Annotated in this window: 16 protein-coding genes; 8 read left to right on the top strand and 8 right to left on the bottom strand. The window is 70.4% G+C overall.

Annotation, left to right across the window (positions count from 1 at the left end; genetic code table 11):
• Positions 1-8: 8 nt before the first annotated feature.
• From ABZ463_RS31925 to ABZ463_RS31915, 3 genes are all read left to right on the top strand, one after another.
• Positions 9-383, top strand: coding sequence for an FKBP-type peptidyl-prolyl cis-trans isomerase (locus ABZ463_RS31925; protein ID WP_352015924.1), 375 nt, complete (start codon positions 9-11; stop codon positions 381-383).
• A 152-nt stretch (positions 384-535) separates the two neighbouring features.
• On the top strand, positions 536-2,062 hold the full coding sequence (locus ABZ463_RS31920; protein WP_362781725.1) for an ATP-dependent DNA ligase: 1,527 nt from the start codon (positions 536-538) through the stop codon (positions 2,060-2,062).
• 619 nt (positions 2,063-2,681) lie between these two features.
• Positions 2,682-3,443 carry a septal ring lytic transglycosylase RlpA family protein gene (locus ABZ463_RS31915; protein ID WP_362781723.1) on the top strand — a complete coding sequence of 254 codons (762 nt, stop codon included), beginning with the start codon at positions 2,682-2,684 and terminating at the stop codon, positions 3,441-3,443.
• A gap of 10 nt (positions 3,444-3,453) precedes the next feature.
• On the opposite strand, the gene ABZ463_RS31910 is transcribed toward ABZ463_RS31915, so the two are convergent.
• Positions 3,454-4,080 carry a DUF1707 and DUF4870 domain-containing protein gene (locus tag ABZ463_RS31910; protein WP_352015927.1) on the bottom strand — a complete coding sequence of 209 codons (627 nt, stop codon included), beginning with the start codon at positions 4,078-4,080 and terminating at the stop codon, positions 3,454-3,456.
• A 146-nt stretch (positions 4,081-4,226) separates the two neighbouring features.
• Between ABZ463_RS31910 and ABZ463_RS31905 the strand changes: the two genes are divergently transcribed.
• Entirely contained in the window at positions 4,227-4,565 is a 339-nt protein-coding gene (locus ABZ463_RS31905) for a hypothetical protein (protein ID WP_352015928.1), read from the top strand.
• 5 nt (positions 4,566-4,570) lie between these two features.
• Here ABZ463_RS31905 and ABZ463_RS31900 read toward each other — a convergent pair whose 3' ends face one another.
• The 4 genes from ABZ463_RS31900 to ABZ463_RS31885 form a co-directional block, all read right to left on the bottom strand.
• The gene (locus ABZ463_RS31900) at positions 4,571-5,722 is read right to left on the bottom strand and encodes a DUF4192 domain-containing protein (protein ID WP_362781721.1); all 1,152 of its coding nucleotides are present in this window, start codon (positions 5,720-5,722) and stop codon (positions 4,571-4,573) included.
• A gap of 165 nt (positions 5,723-5,887) precedes the next feature.
• Entirely contained in the window at positions 5,888-6,676 is a 789-nt protein-coding gene (locus ABZ463_RS31895) for an EI24 domain-containing protein (protein WP_352015930.1), read from the bottom strand.
• A 58-nt stretch (positions 6,677-6,734) separates the two neighbouring features.
• Complete coding sequence (locus ABZ463_RS31890; RefSeq protein WP_352015931.1) at positions 6,735-7,325, bottom strand: nucleoside triphosphate pyrophosphatase; 591 nt, start codon at positions 7,323-7,325, stop codon at positions 6,735-6,737.
• Positions 7,326-7,358: 33 nt separating this feature from the next.
• Complete coding sequence (locus ABZ463_RS31885) at positions 7,359-8,390, bottom strand: hypothetical protein (protein ID WP_362781718.1); 1,032 nt, start codon at positions 8,388-8,390, stop codon at positions 7,359-7,361.
• A gap of 151 nt (positions 8,391-8,541) precedes the next feature.
• Here ABZ463_RS31885 and ABZ463_RS31880 point away from each other — a divergent pair, with 151 nt between their 5' ends.
• A complete protein-coding gene (locus ABZ463_RS31880; protein ID WP_362781716.1) occupies positions 8,542-9,549 on the top strand; it encodes a DUF3616 domain-containing protein in 1,008 nt (335 codons plus the stop codon).
• Here ABZ463_RS31880 and ABZ463_RS31875 read toward each other — a convergent pair.
• Together ABZ463_RS31875 and ABZ463_RS31870 are read right to left on the bottom strand one after the other, a co-directional pair.
• Positions 9,536-10,249 (bottom strand): aminoacyl-tRNA hydrolase, encoded by a 714-nt coding sequence (locus ABZ463_RS31875; RefSeq protein WP_362781714.1) that lies wholly within the window; start codon positions 10,247-10,249, stop codon positions 9,536-9,538. The two genes, ABZ463_RS31880 and ABZ463_RS31875, sit on opposite strands and share 14 nt — an antisense overlap.
• 25 nt (positions 10,250-10,274) lie before the next feature.
• Positions 10,275-11,570 carry an MFS transporter gene (locus ABZ463_RS31870; protein WP_352015935.1) on the bottom strand — a complete coding sequence of 432 codons (1,296 nt, stop codon included), beginning with the start codon at positions 11,568-11,570 and terminating at the stop codon, positions 10,275-10,277.
• Positions 11,571-11,772: 202 nt separating this feature from the next.
• Between ABZ463_RS31870 and ABZ463_RS31865 the strand changes: the two genes are divergently transcribed.
• The 3 genes from ABZ463_RS31865 to ABZ463_RS31855 all read left to right on the top strand — a co-directional run bounded on the left by ABZ463_RS31865 (position 11,773) and on the right by ABZ463_RS31855 (position 14,886).
• On the top strand, positions 11,773-13,500 hold the full coding sequence (locus tag ABZ463_RS31865) for an ABC transporter family substrate-binding protein (protein WP_362781712.1): 1,728 nt from the start codon (positions 11,773-11,775) through the stop codon (positions 13,498-13,500).
• Between the two features lie 82 nt (positions 13,501-13,582).
• On the top strand, positions 13,583-13,975 hold the full coding sequence (locus ABZ463_RS31860; RefSeq protein WP_352015937.1) for a DUF3224 domain-containing protein: 393 nt from the start codon (positions 13,583-13,585) through the stop codon (positions 13,973-13,975).
• A gap of 80 nt (positions 13,976-14,055) precedes the next feature.
• Complete coding sequence (locus tag ABZ463_RS31855) at positions 14,056-14,886, top strand: NAD(P)H-binding protein (RefSeq protein ID WP_362781710.1); 831 nt, start codon at positions 14,056-14,058, stop codon at positions 14,884-14,886.
• A gap of 6 nt (positions 14,887-14,892) precedes the next feature.
• Here ABZ463_RS31855 and ABZ463_RS31850 read toward each other — a convergent pair whose 3' ends face one another.
• The gene (locus tag ABZ463_RS31850) at positions 14,893-15,840 is read right to left on the bottom strand and encodes an AraC family transcriptional regulator (protein ID WP_362781708.1); all 948 of its coding nucleotides are present in this window, start codon (positions 15,838-15,840) and stop codon (positions 14,893-14,895) included.
• Positions 15,841-16,188: the final 348 nt, after the last annotated feature.

The following is a 16,188-nucleotide window of genomic DNA, read 5'->3' as shown; positions in this document are numbered from 1 at the left end:
AGACCAACGTGGCACTGGAGAAGCCTGAGATCGACTTCCCGGAGGGCGCGCCGCCCGCGGAACTGCAGATCGTCGATCTCATCGAAGGAGACGGTCCTGAGGCCAAGTCGGGCCACCAGGTCAGCGTGCACTATGTCGGCGTCGCCTTCTCCACCGGCGAGGAGTTCGACGCCTCCTGGAACCGTGGCGAAGCCTTCCAGTTCCCGCTCGGTGGCGGCCGGGTCATCGCCGGCTGGGACCAGGGCGTCGCGGGCATGAAGGTCGGCGGCCGCCGCCGTCTCACCATCCCGCCGCACCTCGGCTACGGCAACCGCGGCGCGGGCGCCCGCATCAAGCCGGGCGAGACGCTCATCTTCGTCGTGGACCTGCTCGGCGTCAGCTGACCCCACACGAACCCGTGAACGGGCCGTCCCCTTCCGGGGCGGCCCGTTCCCATGCCGACCCGGGCTCCGGTCGCGTGCGGAGAGGCCTCGGCGCGCCGAAAAGGCCGGACCCGCGTCGGTGAAATGTCACCGGTGGCTCATAGGCTGAACCCGTGCTGCTGATCGACCTTGTCCGCACCTCCGCGGCGGTGTCCGCCGACCCCGCCAGGCTCGCGAAGATCCGTCATCTGGCGGAGTTTCTCGGCAGGACCGGTCCCGGCGAGGCGGAGATCGCCATCGCCTACCTCTCGGGAGAACTGCCCCAGCGCAACGTCGGCGTCGGCTGGGCGAGCCTGCAGGATCCGCCCGACCCACGCCTGGCGGCGACCGCGACCCTGCGGCAGGTGGACGGCCTCCTCGACCGCATCAAGGCCCAGGCGGGCCCCGGCTCCCAGTCCGCGCGCAGGGCCCTGGTCACCGAGCTGTTCGGCGCCGCCACCCGCCAGGAGCAGGCGTTCCTGTCCCGGCTGCTCCGCGGTGAGCTGCGGCAGGGCGCGCTCGACGGGGTGATGGTCGAGGCGATCGCCAAGGCGGCCGAGGTCCCGGCCACGGAGGTCAGGCGGGCGCTGACGCTGCGCGGCTGGCTGCCCGCCGTCGGGGCCGCCGCCCTCGGCGGCGGGGTCGAGGCGCTGCGCGCCTTCCGCCTGGAGGTCGGCCGCCCGGTCGCACCGATGCTGGCGCAGAGCGCCACCTCCGTGGCCGCCGCCCTCGGCAGGGTCGGCGCCCCCGCCGCCGTCGAGTGGAAGCTGGACGGCATACGGATCCAGGCCCACCGTTCCGGCGACACGGTGTCCGTCTTCACCCGGACGCTCGACGACATCACCGCCCAGGTTCCCGAGGTGGCCGAGGCGGTCGGCGCTCTGCCCTCCCAGGACCTGGTGCTGGACGGCGAGGTCATCGCGCTGCGCCCCGACGGCCGTCCCGAGCCCTTCCAGATCACCTCGGGCCGCGTCTCCAGCCGCACCGACGTCGCCGCGGTGCGCGGCAGGACCCCGCTGAGCGTGTTCTTCTTCGACGCGCTGCGGGTCGACGGCGCCGACCTGCTCGACCAGCCCGGCCAGGTCAGGCACGCGGCCCTGGCCGGGGCCCTCCCCCCGGAGCTGGTGACCCCCCGGCTGGTCACCGAGGACGCAGAAAGCGCCGAGGAGTTCTACCGGGACGTGATCAGGGGAGGCCACGAGGGGGTGGTGGTCAAGTCTCTGCTGGCGCCGTACGCGGCGGGCAGACGTGGGGCGGGCTGGGTCAAGGTGAAGCCCCGGCACACCCTCGACCTGGTCGTCCTGGCCGCCGAGTGGGGGCACGGCCGCCGTGAGGGGCGGCTGTCCAACCTGCACCTGGGGGCCCGTGACCCCGTGACGGGCGGGTTCGTCATGCTCGGCAAGACCTTCAAGGGGCTGACCGACGAACTGCTCGCCTGGCAGACCGAGCGCCTCCTCTCACTCGCCGACGGCCCGGCGGACGGCTGGGTGGTCCCGGTCCGTCCCGAACTGGTCGTCGAGATCGCCTTCGACGGCGTCCAGCGGTCCAGCCGCTATCCCGGGGGGATGGCGCTGCGCTTCGCCCGGGTCCTGCGTTACCGCCCGGACAAGGGCGCCGCCCAGGCCGACACGGTGGAGACCGTGCGCACCCTCATGTTCTGAGACGACGTCCCGGCGCGTTCCGGTCTTCGGCGGCTTTCCGTCGTTGCGTTCGCGGTCGTCGCCGTGTGCCGTTTCCGGCCCGTGGGTCATTCGATCCGGGCCCCGTTGGGGCGTGACGGGGTTTCCGTGGCATCGGATCCGGGCCGCTCGTTCGGGCGTGGTGGGATTTCTGGGGCACCGGAAAACCTTTGTTGTGCAAGAGGCCGATGGAACGACCGCGTTTCCTGTGATTTCCCGGCCCGCACTTCTCGTACCGCCTGACATGGGCTCCCACCGGGGACGACGCGGTGATCAATTCTCTTTCCCGGCCTGGGAAGGTCGTTCGAGAGATCACCGGGCCCGGAGACCGTCGTGGATCACGATTCCGCCCTGGCCCAGCCCCGCGCGCCCAGAAACGGCGATCATCAGCACTTTCATTATCATTTATCATAGAAAGTGACATAAATCACTTTATGTCCCATTAACGTGGCTTTGCTTCCTCTTTGTCGCATATGGTCGGCCCACGTCACGGCGGGAAGCACCCCTGCACCCCGCCGACGGGACCGGCCGGTGCGCTCCCCGCCCCCTCCGCCCCCGTACGGTCCCCTGCCCCGCTCCCTACCTTGGACCGTGGTTTCCCTTGGGCCTGCACTCACACACCCCCTCCCCCACTCCCCCGAAGAGCCCTCCTCACAACAGACGGCGGATCGCCGCCCTGGCGGCGGGCGTCACCGTGGTCGCCGTGATCTCCGCGACCGCATGGGCGGTCTCCAGTGGAGACGACGCCCGCCTGGCGACGACCGTCGCCCTCACCGGTGCCCGGCAGAGCGCCCCTCAGCCCCAGGACACCCCCCGACCCCCTGGAACCGCCGCCGGCACCGCCCCCTCCCCCGGCGCCCCCGGTGCCTCCCCGGCCGCCCCTGACGCGTCCCCCTCGGGCCCCGCCGTACCCCCCTCCGGCACAGCGACCGCCCCTCAGGGCTCGCCCTCCCCCGGCTCCCCCGCCGAGGGGACGAGCACGTCACCCTCCCCCTCCCCCTCCCCCACCGCCGCCCGGGTGACCGACAGCGCCCCGAGAAGAACCAAGAAGGCCGCGAAACCCAGGGCTCGTGTGATCTCAAGCGGGTCCTGTGGCGCGTCCTACTACGCGGAGGGACAGATGACCGCCAGCGGTGAGCGGTTCAACCCGAACGCGATGACCGCCGCGCACAAAACCCTCCCCATGGGCAGCAGGGTCCGGGTCACCAACCCCGCCAACGGCGAGTCGGTCACGGTCAGGATCAACGACCGGGGTCCCTACATCGGCGGGCGCTGCCTCGACCTGTCAAGGGCCGCCTTCTCCGCGATCGGCAGCGTCAACGCCGGAGTCATGCGCGTCAGATACGAGGTACTGGCCAGGTGAGCCCGGCCGTCTACCTCACCGGCCGCATCGTGAACGGATAGTGGAAACCGCCCTCACCCAGCGCCGCCATGCCTCCGATCACCGAGAGCGCCATGCCCCCGAGCCAGACCACCGGCAGCAGGACCGTGCCCACGACCGTGATGGCCAGCAGCACGGTCACGCCGAGCAGGGTGAGCTGGAAGTTGAGCGCCTCGACCGCGTGCCTGCGGACATAGGGCGAGGTCTTGCCTGCGGTCAGCATCATGATCAACGGGCCGATCGCGAGCAGGCCGGTCAACGGGAGCAGGTGCGCGGCCGCCGCCCCCAGCCGGTCTCCTCCCGTGAGCTCCCCTGCCCGGTGGTGGACCGGCGCCGCCTGCGTGAACGGGTACGGCGCGGGCATGGGCGGGCGTGAGCCGTACAGCTCGTGCATGATCGGCATGAGGTCGGCGTGGACGCGGGCCGTCATCGCCCGCCCGAGCCTGTCGTCGAACTCGATCTTGTCAAGACGTCCCTCGGCGTAGGCGGCCTTGAGGTGCTCGACCACCTGTTCCCGGTCCTGGTTGCTCACCCGGAGCCCGGCGTGCTCGAATCCGGGGCTGGAAAGGGGTGCGCCGCCGCGCCATGGGCCCGCCGCCGGTGTCACTGTGCCTGTCATAGAACCGACATACCTTTCGTTTCAGCCGTCGATCCAATATTCAGTGACAACTTTTGGCTGGTCCATCCGGGTGAACCCTTGGATGTCCCTTAGAGTCCACCCTGGGCTTTCACCATGAAAGGACCAGGGGATGTATACAAGGAGGCATGAGATGGCGTGATCGCTATGGTTTAAGGCGTCTGCGTGGGCCGAAGATCGCCAAGTTCGACCGAGAGGCAACCGACTCCGACGTCGAGGCGCTCATCGCCTTCGCGAAGTCACGCCAGGGTGTCGAGTTCTATGTCGAGCCCGAGACATTCGCGACCGACACCACCGCGATGGCGATCGCGGACGACGGCGAGTGGACACGCCGCCGGGTCGGCTCGCCCGCGGTGATCAAGAAGGTGGCCCGCGACCTCGCCCTCCCGGTCTACGACGTGCAACTGACCGGCTATCCCGCCCGGATGCGGGCCTACAACGAGCGGCGCAAGCGCGCCGAGGGTTGAGCGGGTCACTCCGCGGAGACCTCAGGCTCCTCCAGTAACGCGATCATCGGCAGCAGCCAGGCCATGCGGGGAGCCCCCATCTCTCTGTCGAGTTCCTGCGGGCCGGGCATCCTCTCTCTGAGCACCCGTGGTGGAAGCATGTGCCGTAACGCGCACATGAGCAGATTGGCCATCGAGTAACCCGGGTCGATCTCACACGCGCGGGAGAGTGCGATGCCCGCCAGAGCGGAGTCGCCCCGGCACCAGGCCGCGGCGCCCAGCAGGGACGCGACCGGAGGCACGAACCTCGGCTCCAGCCTGCGGGTGAGGTCACGCCACAGCCCGGCACAGGCGTCGGGGACGCTCATCGGGGCGCCCGGCGGGACGGCCGCGGCGTGGTCGGTGATCAGCGCCCACGCCTCGTCGCGGATCCGGACCACCGCGAGGGCGAAGCCCAGCCTGACCGCCTCCTCGTCGGACAGCCGCCCGCCGGAGGCGTGCAGGGCGATCGCCGAACGCACCCGCGCCACCCCGTCGGCGACGAACTCCGCGGCGAGCCCTCCGGGGTCGTCGCTCCCGGTGAGCGCGGCCCTCAGCTCCCGCGTGACGCGTGCGGTCGCGCGGCGTACGGCCAGGCGCGCCGCACCGTCCACGGGGTCGAGGGAACGCTCCAGGGTCTGCCTGTCGGGCAGCGCGACCAGGCCGTGCACGATCGCCTTGGTCGCCACGACACCCGTCTCGCGGTCGTACGGTGTGCCGTCGGCGGGACAGCAGCCGGCGCGGGAGCACGTGTAGGACCAGTAGCGGCCGTCCTCGGCCCGCAGCGCGTCGACCACCGTGACGCCCGACCGGCGAAACAGCCCGACGGCCAGGTCCACGGCCGGGGTCACCAGCGTGCCGGGGCCGTACCCGACGACGATGACCTGGGTGATGCCCTCCTCCGCCAGCAGCGGCAGGAGCCTGCCGGGACCGGGAGGGGCGAGGGGCAGATCCCAGCGGACGGTGAGATGCAGCCTGCAGCGGGGAGGCCTGCCCTTCAGCCCGATGACGACCAGGCTGTCCGAGGGGTGGAAGCCCACGAGGTAGGGCACCGCGCCGAGGACGTCCTGCGTGGAGGCGAGCAGGAGGCCGGGCGTCGGGGAGGAGGGGGTGGGCGGAGCGGGAACGTCGGTTGTCATGGCGGAAAGCATCGTTCGCTTCCCGCCCCGCCAGGCGACCGAACGCGGTTCTGTGGACAACGAGAGGGTGGCCGCCGGTTGTCCACAGGCCCCGTTATCCCGTTTGAGCAGAAAGCCAGGGTTGCGCCGCCGCGGCCTCCGGCCGAGCGGGCTCAGACCCCGGGTTCAGGCCCTCTCGTGGATCTCCGGAGCGCCCGTGGCGGGCCCTGACACGCCCAGCCGTGACCTGACCATGACCGCCGCGCCAGCCACCGCCGCGGGCATCGCCACGACGGAGGCCAGCGGGATGAGGAAGATCAGGAAGATCAGCACGCCGAACCCGAGGGCGCGCATCTTGTTCCGGCGCAGGACCGCGAAGCGCTCCTTACGCGCCATGCCCCTGCGCTCCATGGCCAGCGCGGTCAGTTCCACGGTCAGGAAGAAGCCCGAGACCAGGGCGCCGAGCACCGGCACGACCGTCTGCCCGACCACCGGGACGAAACCGAGGAAGAACAGCGGAACGGTGAACAGCAGCACGTACCACAGGGTGATGAGGCTGTCCCTGATCGACCTGGGGATCGTCTTCCACAGCGGAAGGTCGGGCCCGGCGGGCAGGTCGCCGTAGGACAGCTCGACCCGCTCGGAGAGCTTCTCGTAGAAGGGTTCACCGACGATCAGCGTCACCGCGGTGAAGGTCACCACGAACAGGACCAGCCCGGCGCCGAAGATCGCCAGGCCGACCAGGGTCCGCAGGGCCGTCTGCGCCGCGTGCGCCCATCCCGAGGCGAACGGCGTCGCCCATTCGGCGATGTCGGTGGCGTGGGTGCCGAGCCAGTAGAGCCCCGCCGCGTAGAGGATGAAGACGATCAGGGCGGGGATCAGCCCGAACAGCCACCAGCGGGGGTTCCTCGCGACCCAGCGCAGTCCCTGGAAGAAGAACCCGGCACCGTCCACGAAGGAGCGGAAATGACCCATGCCGGAAGATTAGCGGCATCGGCGGATCGCCGCGCGACGCTTCCGGCTCGGAGAGGGATCAGGACTGCCAGAGGGTGGGAACGGAGACGCCGAGTTCGCCGAGAAGGCGGCGCAGGAGGGGCAGGGAGATGCCCAGGACGTTGCCGTGGTCGCCGTCGATGCCCTCGACGAACCAGCCTCCCGGACCGTCCAGCGTGAAGGCGCCCGCCACCCGCAGAGGTTCACCGGTGGCCACGTAGGCGGCGATCTCCTCGTCGCCGGGGTTCCCGAAGCGCACGACGGTCGCCCCCACCTCCGCGACCTGCCGGCCGTCGGAGGCGTCGATCACGCAGTGGCCGGTGAGCAGCCGCCCCTGACGGCCGCGCATGGACTTCCAGCGGGCGACGGCCTCCTGCGGCGAGGCCGGCTTGCCGTACGCCCGACCGTCCAGTTCGAGCACCGAGTCGCAGCCGACGACGAGGCCGGAGGTGAGGTCACGCGCGACGACCGACGCCTTGGCCACGGCCAGGGCCAGGCAGAGTTCGGCCGGACTGTCCGCGGTCACGGCCTCCTCGTCCACCCCGCTGACGATCACCTTGGGGTCGAGCCCGGCGCTGCGGAGCAGGGCGAGGCGAGCGGGAGAGGCGGAGGCGAGAACGATCCGGGTCACGCCGACCGAGCCTAGCGTCCCGCGGGACGTCCGTTACTTCGGCCTGATGGAGGAGACCGCGGTGTTGATGTCGCGCCAGTAGGCGCGCTGGGTGTCGGGGACGGTCACGAAGACCATGGCGGGCCGTGGGCCGGAACCCCGCGTCACGGCGACGGCGGCCACCGAGAAGCGGGCCTTGCCCTTGACCTTGTACTTCACCTTGTAGGCGAGCAGCCACCCCTTCTTGATCGGCTGCGAGGCGAACCAGGAGATCCTGGAGCCCTTGGGGTGGTGGTTGAGCGTCCATCGGGCGGCCAGCAGCGCGGTGTCCTTGGCGTGGCGCTGCGCCTGGATGGGCACCGGGCAGCTGACGAGCATCGCCCTGACGGGCGCCCCCTTGACCTTCGGCAGGACCTGCTTGGTCGAGAACGGCGCGGCCCCGAAGATCTTCCACGGCTTGCCCAGCCTGGCGAGCCAGACGCCCGCCCTGCGGTCCTTCAGCAGACGCTTGCCCTTGTGGGCCTTGCCGGGCAGCCGGGCGAGCTTCTTGTTGCGCGGCAGGTCGGGGACGCGGTGATCGGCGAGGGCCGCCACGACCGCGCTCCGGTCACGCGCGACCTCCTCCAACGCGGTCGGTGAGGACATCGGCGAGGACGAGGACAAGGGAGAGGGTGACGCCGTCGAGGTCTCCGCGGCCGAAGAAGAGGCGGAAGAAGAGGCCGAAGGAGAGACGGAGGCGGCGGTCCCCTCACCGGCCAGGACCGCCGGGGAGGCGACCGGCGAGGCCTGCGGGGAGCTGAAACCGGGCGAGGGCGTCGCGGCAGGTGGCGCGGCGACCTGCCCCGACCGCCCCTCGCCCGGTCGTTCGGAGGTGCCGGAGAGGACCAGGGCGGCCACGACGGCCACGACGGTGACGACCACCACCACGGCCACGGCCAGCATCCGGTAGACGACGCGCATCGACAGGTCGCCGATGCGGGAGCGCTTCGGCGGCCTCGGCGGGCCGGGGACGGACGTCCTCCGCGGCTCTGACGGGTCCGTCCCGTCGGTCGCACGCGTCGGTACGGCACCCGTTTCCCGGGTCACCTCAGTCCCACCCACCCCATCGAGCACGATCGGGAGCGTACGACAAATCCGGTTTTCTCGTGCACGATCCCCATCACACTTAGGGAACGAGTACCCTCCCGCCCTTCAGTCCGATATGCCCCTTCTTGCACCTTCCTGCCATGATGCCACCGTGCTTGCAGAACGCCGGGTAGAACTCCGTTTCCATGTCACCTCCCGTGACGCGAGGACCCACACGAACCTGTCCGCCGTCCGCTCCGACGGCACGGGCCTCTGGCTCGCGGGTGACGAGACCGCGACCCTGGAGTACCTGACCCTCCGTGAGGGCCGCTACGACGACCAGCGCACCTACGCCCTGGCCGACTTCGTCGACCTGCCCGCGGGTCCCGACGACGAGGCCGACATCGAGGGACTGGCCAGGGCCGACGGCTGGTTGTGGGCGATCGGCTCGCACAGCCTCAAGCGGAAGCGTGTCAAGCGGGACCACCCCGTCGGCAAGTCCCTGCGCAGGCTCGGCAGCCTCGTACGCGAGGAGAACCGCTACGTCCTCATGCGGTTGCCGCTCGTCGGTTCGCGGCCGGTCCGCGCGGACGGCGCCCGCACCGCGGCGATCCTGTCGGGACGCGGCAGGAACCTGGCCGACCTGATGGCCGACGACCCCTACCTCGCTCCCTTCCTGAAGATCCCCGGCAAGGACAACGGCCTGGACATCGAGGGCATCGCGGTGCTCGGCGAGCGCGTCTTCGTCGGCCTGCGCGGGCCCGTGCTGCGCGGCTGGGCCGTACTGCTCGAGATCCGTCCCGAGAGCGACCCGCGCCGCCCCGAACGGCTGCTGCCGGCCCCGATCGACGGCGAGCCGTACCGGATGCACTTCCTGAACCTCGGCGGTCTCGGCATCCGGGACCTGTGCCCGCACCAGGGGGACCTGATGATCCTGGCGGGGCCGACCATGGATCTCGACGGCCCGGTACGGCTGCTGCGCTGGACCCCGGGGGAGACGCCGTCCGTCGAGCACGATCCCCGGCTGGTGATGGACCTGCCCTACGGCGACGGCGACGACCACGCGGAGGGAATGACCATGCTCGACGACGAGCACCTGCTGGTGGTCTACGACAGCCCGGCGGCTTGGCGGCTGACCCCCGAGGGGGGTGTGCTCGCCGACGTCGTCAGGCTGACCTGAGAGGGCCGGAGGCGGCCGGGCGGAAGCCTTCCCCGCGTAGCCACGGCGCGTCCGCGACGACCGTGCACGAGCCGGGCGCGATCTCGGTGAACCCGGCGTCCCTGACCGTGGGCAGGCCGGAACCGGTCAGCCCGGCCCACCGCCCGGTCTCGGCGGTGCGCACCGCGCAGGTCAGGCCCCGCTCACGCCAGGACCGTCTGGCCGCCTCGTCGCTCCCCCACCAGGCGAGCTGGGCGGCGTGTCCCACCTGGGCCATGGTCTTGCCCGCCGACATCTCCAGGGTGGGATTGACCCAGAGCAGCGCGTCCCCGTCCGGCGCGGGGCCCGGCTCCTCGGGGTCGGTCAGGTCGGTGCCGGAGACCTGGAGCCTGGACAGGTCTCTGGGCCAGTCGTCGAGCGGGACCGGAGGGTGGACCCGGACCTCCGCGGTGCCCGAGGTGACGGTGATGCCGGGCAGGTCGAGCACCCGGCGCCACTCGGCGCCGCGGGCGCGCCGTACGACCTTCCTGATCCCGAGGGTCTCCCACGCCTTGACCTGTTCGGCCCACTCGCCGCCGTCCGCCGCGCGGGGGTCGTCGAGCAGCGTGAGCACGGCGAGCGCCGCCGCCTCAAGGGCGTCGGTGCGCCGTGGCGGGTCAGCCCGCTCGATCCGCACCACCAGCGGGAGCACCCTCTGACCGCTCACTTCCGTCTCACTCACCCTCCAAGCATGCCCTCTCCGCTCCCTAGACGGAGACGGTGTTCCTCTCGGAGGCCCTGGCGGCCACGACGGAGACCGACATGAGGGCGGCGACCAGGCACAGGGCGCCCGCGACGTACCAGGCGAGGTCGTAGGCGCCGAACAGGTCGCGGGTGAGTCCCGCGCCCACCGCGGCGATGGCCGCGCCCACCTGGTGGGAGGCGAAGACCCAGCCGAAGACCACCGGGGCGTCGGCCCCGTAGACCTGGCGGCACAGCGCGACCGTGGGCGGCACGGTCGCGACCCAGTCGAGGCCGTAGAAGATGATGAAGACGAGCATGCTGGGCTCGGCCGTCGCCGAGAACAGGCTGGGCAGCACCATCAGTGACAGTCCGCGCAGCGCGTAGTAGACGCCGAGCAGGACTCTGGAGTCCACCCGGTCACTCAGCCAGCCCGAGGCGATCGTCCCGACGACGTCGAAGATCCCGATGACCGCGAGCAGTCCCGCCGCGACCGGTTCCGACATGCCGTGGTCGTGGGCGGCGGGGATGAAGTGCGTGCCGACCAGGCCGTTCGTGCTCATCCCGCAGATCGCGAACCCTCCGGCGAGCAGCCAGAAGGACCGGGTGCGGGCCGCTCGCCCCAGTACGGCCAGGGCCCGTGCCGCGGCTCCGCCCCTGGTCGTGGGACCGGGCACCGGAGCAGGATCACGGGGGTCGGCGCCCAGGGCGGTCGTGCCCGCCTCCGCCGGGTGGTCGCGCAACAGGAACCACACGAGGGGGACGACGACCAGGGCCGCCCCGGCCACCGTGGCCGAGGCCGTACGCCATCCCGAGGTCTGGGCCAGGGAGGCCAGGACGGGCAGGAAGACGAGCTGCCCGGTCGCGCCGCCCGCGGTGAGGACGCCGGTGACGAGACCCCGGTGACGGACGAACCAGCGGTCGGTGAGCGTGGCGGCGAAGACCAGGGCCATCGAGCCGGTGCCCAGCCCGACCAGCACGCCCCAGCACAGGACGAGCTGCCAGGGGGCGTTCATCAGGATGGTCAGGCCGCTGCCCGCCGCGACGAGCAGCAGCGCGCACGACACGACCCTGCGCATGCCGAAGCGGTCCATGAGGGCGGCGGCGAAGGGAGCGGTGAGGCCGTACAGCATGAGGTTGACCGAGACGGCCAGCGAGATCGTGCCGCGTGACCAGCCGAACTCCTCCTGCAGGGGGGTGATCAGCACGCCGGGGGTCGCTCGGAACCCGGCGGCGCCGAGGATCGCTACGAACGCGACTCCCGCCACGATCCAGGCGCGATGCACCCCACGCGTGCGCGTGCGAAGAGGGGTGGTTGTCATGTGGCCCATCATGGAGGGTGGTTTGTCGGGCCCACGAGTGGCCCAAGAGCCAATATCCGCAAGAATCAGGCCATAAGCGAGATGACCTGTCTCAGATGTACAACACCCGGCTCGTCCCACTTGTCGGAAATATGGGATGGTGTTCAGCTTTGCTCGACCGAGGTCGGCGAGCGAGCGCGCCGGGCTACTAAGGAGTTCTAGCGTGTTCCATGCGCGGAGGTCTGGCAGGTTCCTGTCAGCGCTGGTCGGGGGGGTTCTCGTGCTGGGCGCCTGCGGAGTCGGCGACTCCGGACCGGCCACCTCGGAGCCGGTCTCTTCGGGGGCCAGGAGCATCACCTATGCCTATGAGCAGGAGTTCCACTCCTACAACAACAACACCGCCGCCGAGAACGCCACACGCAACGCCGGACCGCTGCAACGCGTCCTGACCGGCTTCTGGTTCTACGGGGAGAACGGCGAGATCACCCCCGACAGGGACTTCGGCCGCTACGTCAAGACCTCGGACGACCCGCTGACGGTCGAGTACACGATCAGCGACAAGGCCGTCTGGTCCGACGGCACCCCGATCGACTGCGACGACGTGCTGCTGTGGTGGGGGTTCAAGTCCGGGAAGATCAAGGGCTTCTCCACCTCCGGCACGACCGGCGTCGAGGACACCAGGCTGCCCGCGTGCGAGAAGGGCGGCAGGAGTTTCTCCCTCGTCTACGACAAGCCCTTCGCCGACTGGATCGCGGGCGGGCCCGGCGCGACCGAACTGCTGCCCGCCCACGTCGTGGAGAGGCAGGGCGGCCTGTCCGAGGACGAGTTCATCGCGGCCGTCAAGGCGCGTGACGCGAAGAAGCTCGAAAAGGCCATCAAGTTCTTCAACGACGGCTGGGTCTCCGAGGTCTCGCTTCCCCCCGCCGAGCTGATCCCGTCCTCCGGCCCCTACAAGCTCTCCAAGATGGACACGGGACAGTCCCTGACCCTCGTCGCCAACGACAGGTGGTGGGGCACCCCGGCGGCGACCCCGACCATCATCGAGCGCTTCATCACCCTCGACGAGCAGGCCGAGGCCCTGCACGACCGGGAGGTCCAGATCATCGAGCCGCAGCCGGGACCCGGCGTGCTCAAGGAACTGAGGCAGATCAAGGGCGTCAAGGTCAACGTCGCCGACCAGTACACCTACGAACACCTGGACTTCAACGTCGACTCAAGTCCCTTCAAGGACAAGAGGCTGCGCCAGGCCTTCGCCAAGTGCGTGCCCAGGCAACTCATCGTCGACAGCCTGATCAAGCCGGTGATCCCGAACGCCAAACCCCTGGAGATCCGCAACGTGGCGCCGTTCCAGGCCAACGCCGCGGCGGTCATCGCCGCCTCGGGCGGTGCGGGGGTCTACGGGAAGCAGGACATCGAAGGCGCCAGGGCCCTGGTGGCCGAGACGGGCAAGACCGGGGTGGAGGTCAAGATCGGCTACCAGACCCCGAACCCGCGGCGCACGGTCGAGGTGCAACTGATCATCAACGCCTGTGACAAGGCGGGCTTCAAGGTCGTCGACAAGGGATCCGACGACTTCTTCGGCACCGTGATGCCCGCCAACGGCTACGACGTCGCGCTGTTCGCCTGGTCGGCTTCGGCCCTGGTCAGCGGCTGGGCCTCCACCTACACCACGCCCGTGAGGTGTGACGGGGAGAGCAAGGGCAACAACAACGGCTGTTATTCGAGCAGAAGGGTCGACCGGCTCATCAGGAAGCTGAACGCGACCGTCGACCTGAACGCGCAGATCCCCATCATCGGAGAGATCGAGAAGCAGTTGTGGGAGGACGTGGCCACCATTCCGCTCTTCCAGCACGCGAGCCTGAGCGCGTGGGACGAGAAGATCGGCAACGTCGTGCCGAACCCGGCCCAGTCGACCATCACCTGGAACATGGACCGGTGGAGCCTGTCCTGACCCACGGCGTCATAGCTGACAGAAGATGACAGGTACGGGCGGCACGATGGGGACCGTACCTCGGACGAGCAAGGAGATCCCCATGCCCCGCGCGGACGGCACATTCACTCTGGACAGCTGGGAGCCGGAGACCTACGACGAGGCCGAGGGCGCGACGCTCTCCCTCGTCCACGTGACCAAGACCTTCTCCGGAGACCTTGTGGGCACCAGCACCACCGACATCATCACGGCGGTGGCCCGGGTCGAGGACTCGGCGGCCTACGCGGGCTTCGAACGCTTCAGCGGAACCCTGCACGGCCGCAAGGGCACCTTCGTCCTGCACCACAACGCCACGGCGCACGCGGGAGAGTCCGCCCTGACCTGGGACGTCCTGCCCGATTCGGGCACCGGCGAACTGACGGGCGTCCGCGGCACAGGAGGCATCGTCAACAGGGACGGCGTCCACTCCTACCACCTCGACTACGAGCTCGGCTGAGGTCTCCGGTGAGACGAACTCACATGCGTGTGAGCCGTACGACCATGTGATCGTCTCACCGAAGACGGTGTGATGGTGTCATGAGCCAAGCACCGATTCTCGTCCTGGGCGGCCGCGGCAAGACCGGCCGCCGTGTGGTCGCCCGCCTGCGCGACCTGGAGATTCCCGTACGCGTCGCCTCCCGCACGACCGGCACCCTGTTCGACTACGGCGCTCCGGAGACCTGGGGTCCCGCGCTGGACGGCGCGCGGGCCGTCTACCTCGTCCCGATGGCCGAGTTCGTCGACCCGGCCGCCGTCACCGCCTTCGCCCACCGCGCGGCCGAGGCGGGCGTCCGGCGGATCGTCCTGCTGTCGGCGCGCGGGGAGGACGGCCGGGCGCACCCGGAGCAGGAGGCGTTCGAGAAATCGGTGCGCGACGCGGTCCCGGAGTGGACGATCCTGCGGGCGGCCTGGTTCGCGCAGAACTTCAGCGAGGACTTCCTGCTCGAACCGATCATGTCCGGTGAGCTCGCGCTGCCCGCCGGTGAGGGCCGTGAGGCGTTCGTCGACGTGGCCGACATCGCCGACGTCGCCGTCGCCGCGCTCACCGGTGACGGGCACGCCGGTCAGACCTATGAGCTGACCGGCCCCGAGGCGCTCTCCTTCGGCGACGTCGCCGCCACCGTCTCCCGCGTGTCGGGCCACCGGGTCCGCTATGTCCCGGTCAGCCGGGAGACCTACGCCGCCGCGCTGGCCGGGCAGGGATACCCCGAGGGGACCGTCGAGGCCGTCGCCGACCTGATGGAGGAGCTGGCCCGCGGGGCCGGCGAACGCGTCGCCGACGGCGTGTACCGCGCCCTGGGACGGGCACCGCGTTCCTTCGGTGACTTCGCCGAGGAGGCGGCCGCCGCCGGAGCGTGGAGGTCCTGAACGGGGTCAGGAACGGCGCGCCTCGGCCAGGAGGGCGCCGGGTGAACGGCCACGGACGCGCTTGAAGGCGTTGCTGAACGCGAACCCGTCGGAGTAGCCGACGCGGCGGGCGACCGACGCCACGCTCGCGCCGTTCTCGCGAAGCATGTCGGCGGCCAGGGTCATCCGCCACTCGGTCACGTACGCCATGGGCGGCGTCCCGACCAGTTCGGTGAACACCCGGGCGAACGCGGCCCGTGACAGCCCGGCCTCCCCCGCCATGCTCGCGACCGTCCAGGGACGGCCGGGATCGTCGCGCAAGGCGCGCAGCACACGCCCGACGCGCGGATCGGCCAGCGCACGGTATCCGGCCGGGGGTTCGGCGTCGGGGCGGGCGAACCAGCAGCGCAACGCCTTGACCAGCAGCGTGTCGAGCAGCCGGTCGAGGACGATCTGCTGCCCCGGTTCCTCACTGACGATCTCGACGGCCAGCAGGCCGAGCAGCGGCGCCAGGTCCTGGCCGCCCTGGACGATCGCCAGGTCCGGCAGGGAGCGCAGCAGCCGGTCACCGACGTCTCCCCGGATCGGATACCCGGCGACGACGAACGTGCCGGTCGCCTCGTCGCTGAGCCCGCAGGTCCGGGGACCGAGGACGAGGTCGTCGGCGTCCAGCACCGGCCCGTCGCCGACCGTGTAACAGGTGGTCTCGTCCTCGATGACGATCTGGGGTGGGGTGGCCGGGTCGTCGGCGACGGAGAACGGCCTGCCGCCCCGGACCAGCGCGACGTCTCCCCTGTGCAGCGGCTCCGGCGCCGAGCCGTCCATGAGGATCCAGGCGTCCCCGGTGAGCACGGTGACCAGGCCGAGCGGAACCGGCCCGGTGAACCGGACGTTCCACGGCGGTTCGACCACCGAGCGGCAGAACACCGCTCCTCGCGCCCGCACACCCCCGAGATAGTCGTCAAAGAAGTCCATGACGAGACGATCTCACATGCGCATCGGTTCTACGGCCACGAACCGTCCAGAGTGCCATGGACATCGCACCGGCGAATTGACGAGGCCGATTCCGCCGTGAAAGACTGACCCCGGCAGAGAGGTTGACGCTCATAGTAAATGTGGCGTCCCGTTTGTCATTTGCGCTATTCTGCTGCCCTCGCGCTGTCCGCTCACGTCCCCGGATCCTTCCGGGGCGTTTGGCATGCGCGCAGTCGATTCCATCCGTGCCTCCCGGAAGGACATCTGTTGGCAGCCTCGCGCAACGCCTCCGCCGTACCCGCTGGTCCCCGTCGCGTGTCGTTCGCACGTATTCAGGAGCCGCTCGAA

The organism is Streptosporangium sp. NPDC020145 (assembly GCF_040631275.1).
Taxonomy (GTDB): domain Bacteria; phylum Actinomycetota; class Actinomycetes; order Streptosporangiales; family Streptosporangiaceae; genus Streptosporangium.
The sequence above is the reverse complement of the archived record's forward strand: the minus strand, read 5'-3'. Positions and strand labels throughout refer to the sequence as shown.

Bases quoted from the DNA above. Each gene is read 5' to 3' on its own strand.
- ABZ463_RS31900 (WP_362781721.1), bottom strand. From the start codon at position 5,722: ATGACAACCGACGTTCCCGCTCCGCCCACCCCCTCCTCCCCGACGCCC.
- ABZ463_RS31910 (WP_352015927.1), bottom strand. From the start codon at position 4,080: ATGACAGGCACAGTGACACCGGCGGCGGGCCCATGGCGCGGCGGCGCA.
- ABZ463_RS31855 (WP_362781710.1), top strand. From the start codon at position 14,056: ATGAGCCAAGCACCGATTCTCGTCCTGGGCGGCCGCGGCAAGACCGGC.
- ABZ463_RS31895 (WP_352015930.1), bottom strand. From the start codon at position 6,676: ATGGGTCATTTCCGCTCCTTCGTGGACGGTGCCGGGTTCTTCTTCCAG.
- ABZ463_RS31860 (WP_352015937.1), top strand. From the start codon at position 13,583: ATGCCCCGCGCGGACGGCACATTCACTCTGGACAGCTGGGAGCCGGAG.
- ABZ463_RS31870 (WP_352015935.1), bottom strand. From the start codon at position 11,570: ATGACAACCACCCCTCTTCGCACGCGCACGCGTGGGGTGCATCGCGCC.
- ABZ463_RS31905 (WP_352015928.1), top strand. From the start codon at position 4,227: ATGAGATGGCGTGATCGCTATGGTTTAAGGCGTCTGCGTGGGCCGAAG.
- ABZ463_RS31850 (WP_362781708.1), bottom strand. From the start codon at position 15,840: ATGGACTTCTTTGACGACTATCTCGGGGGTGTGCGGGCGCGAGGAGCG.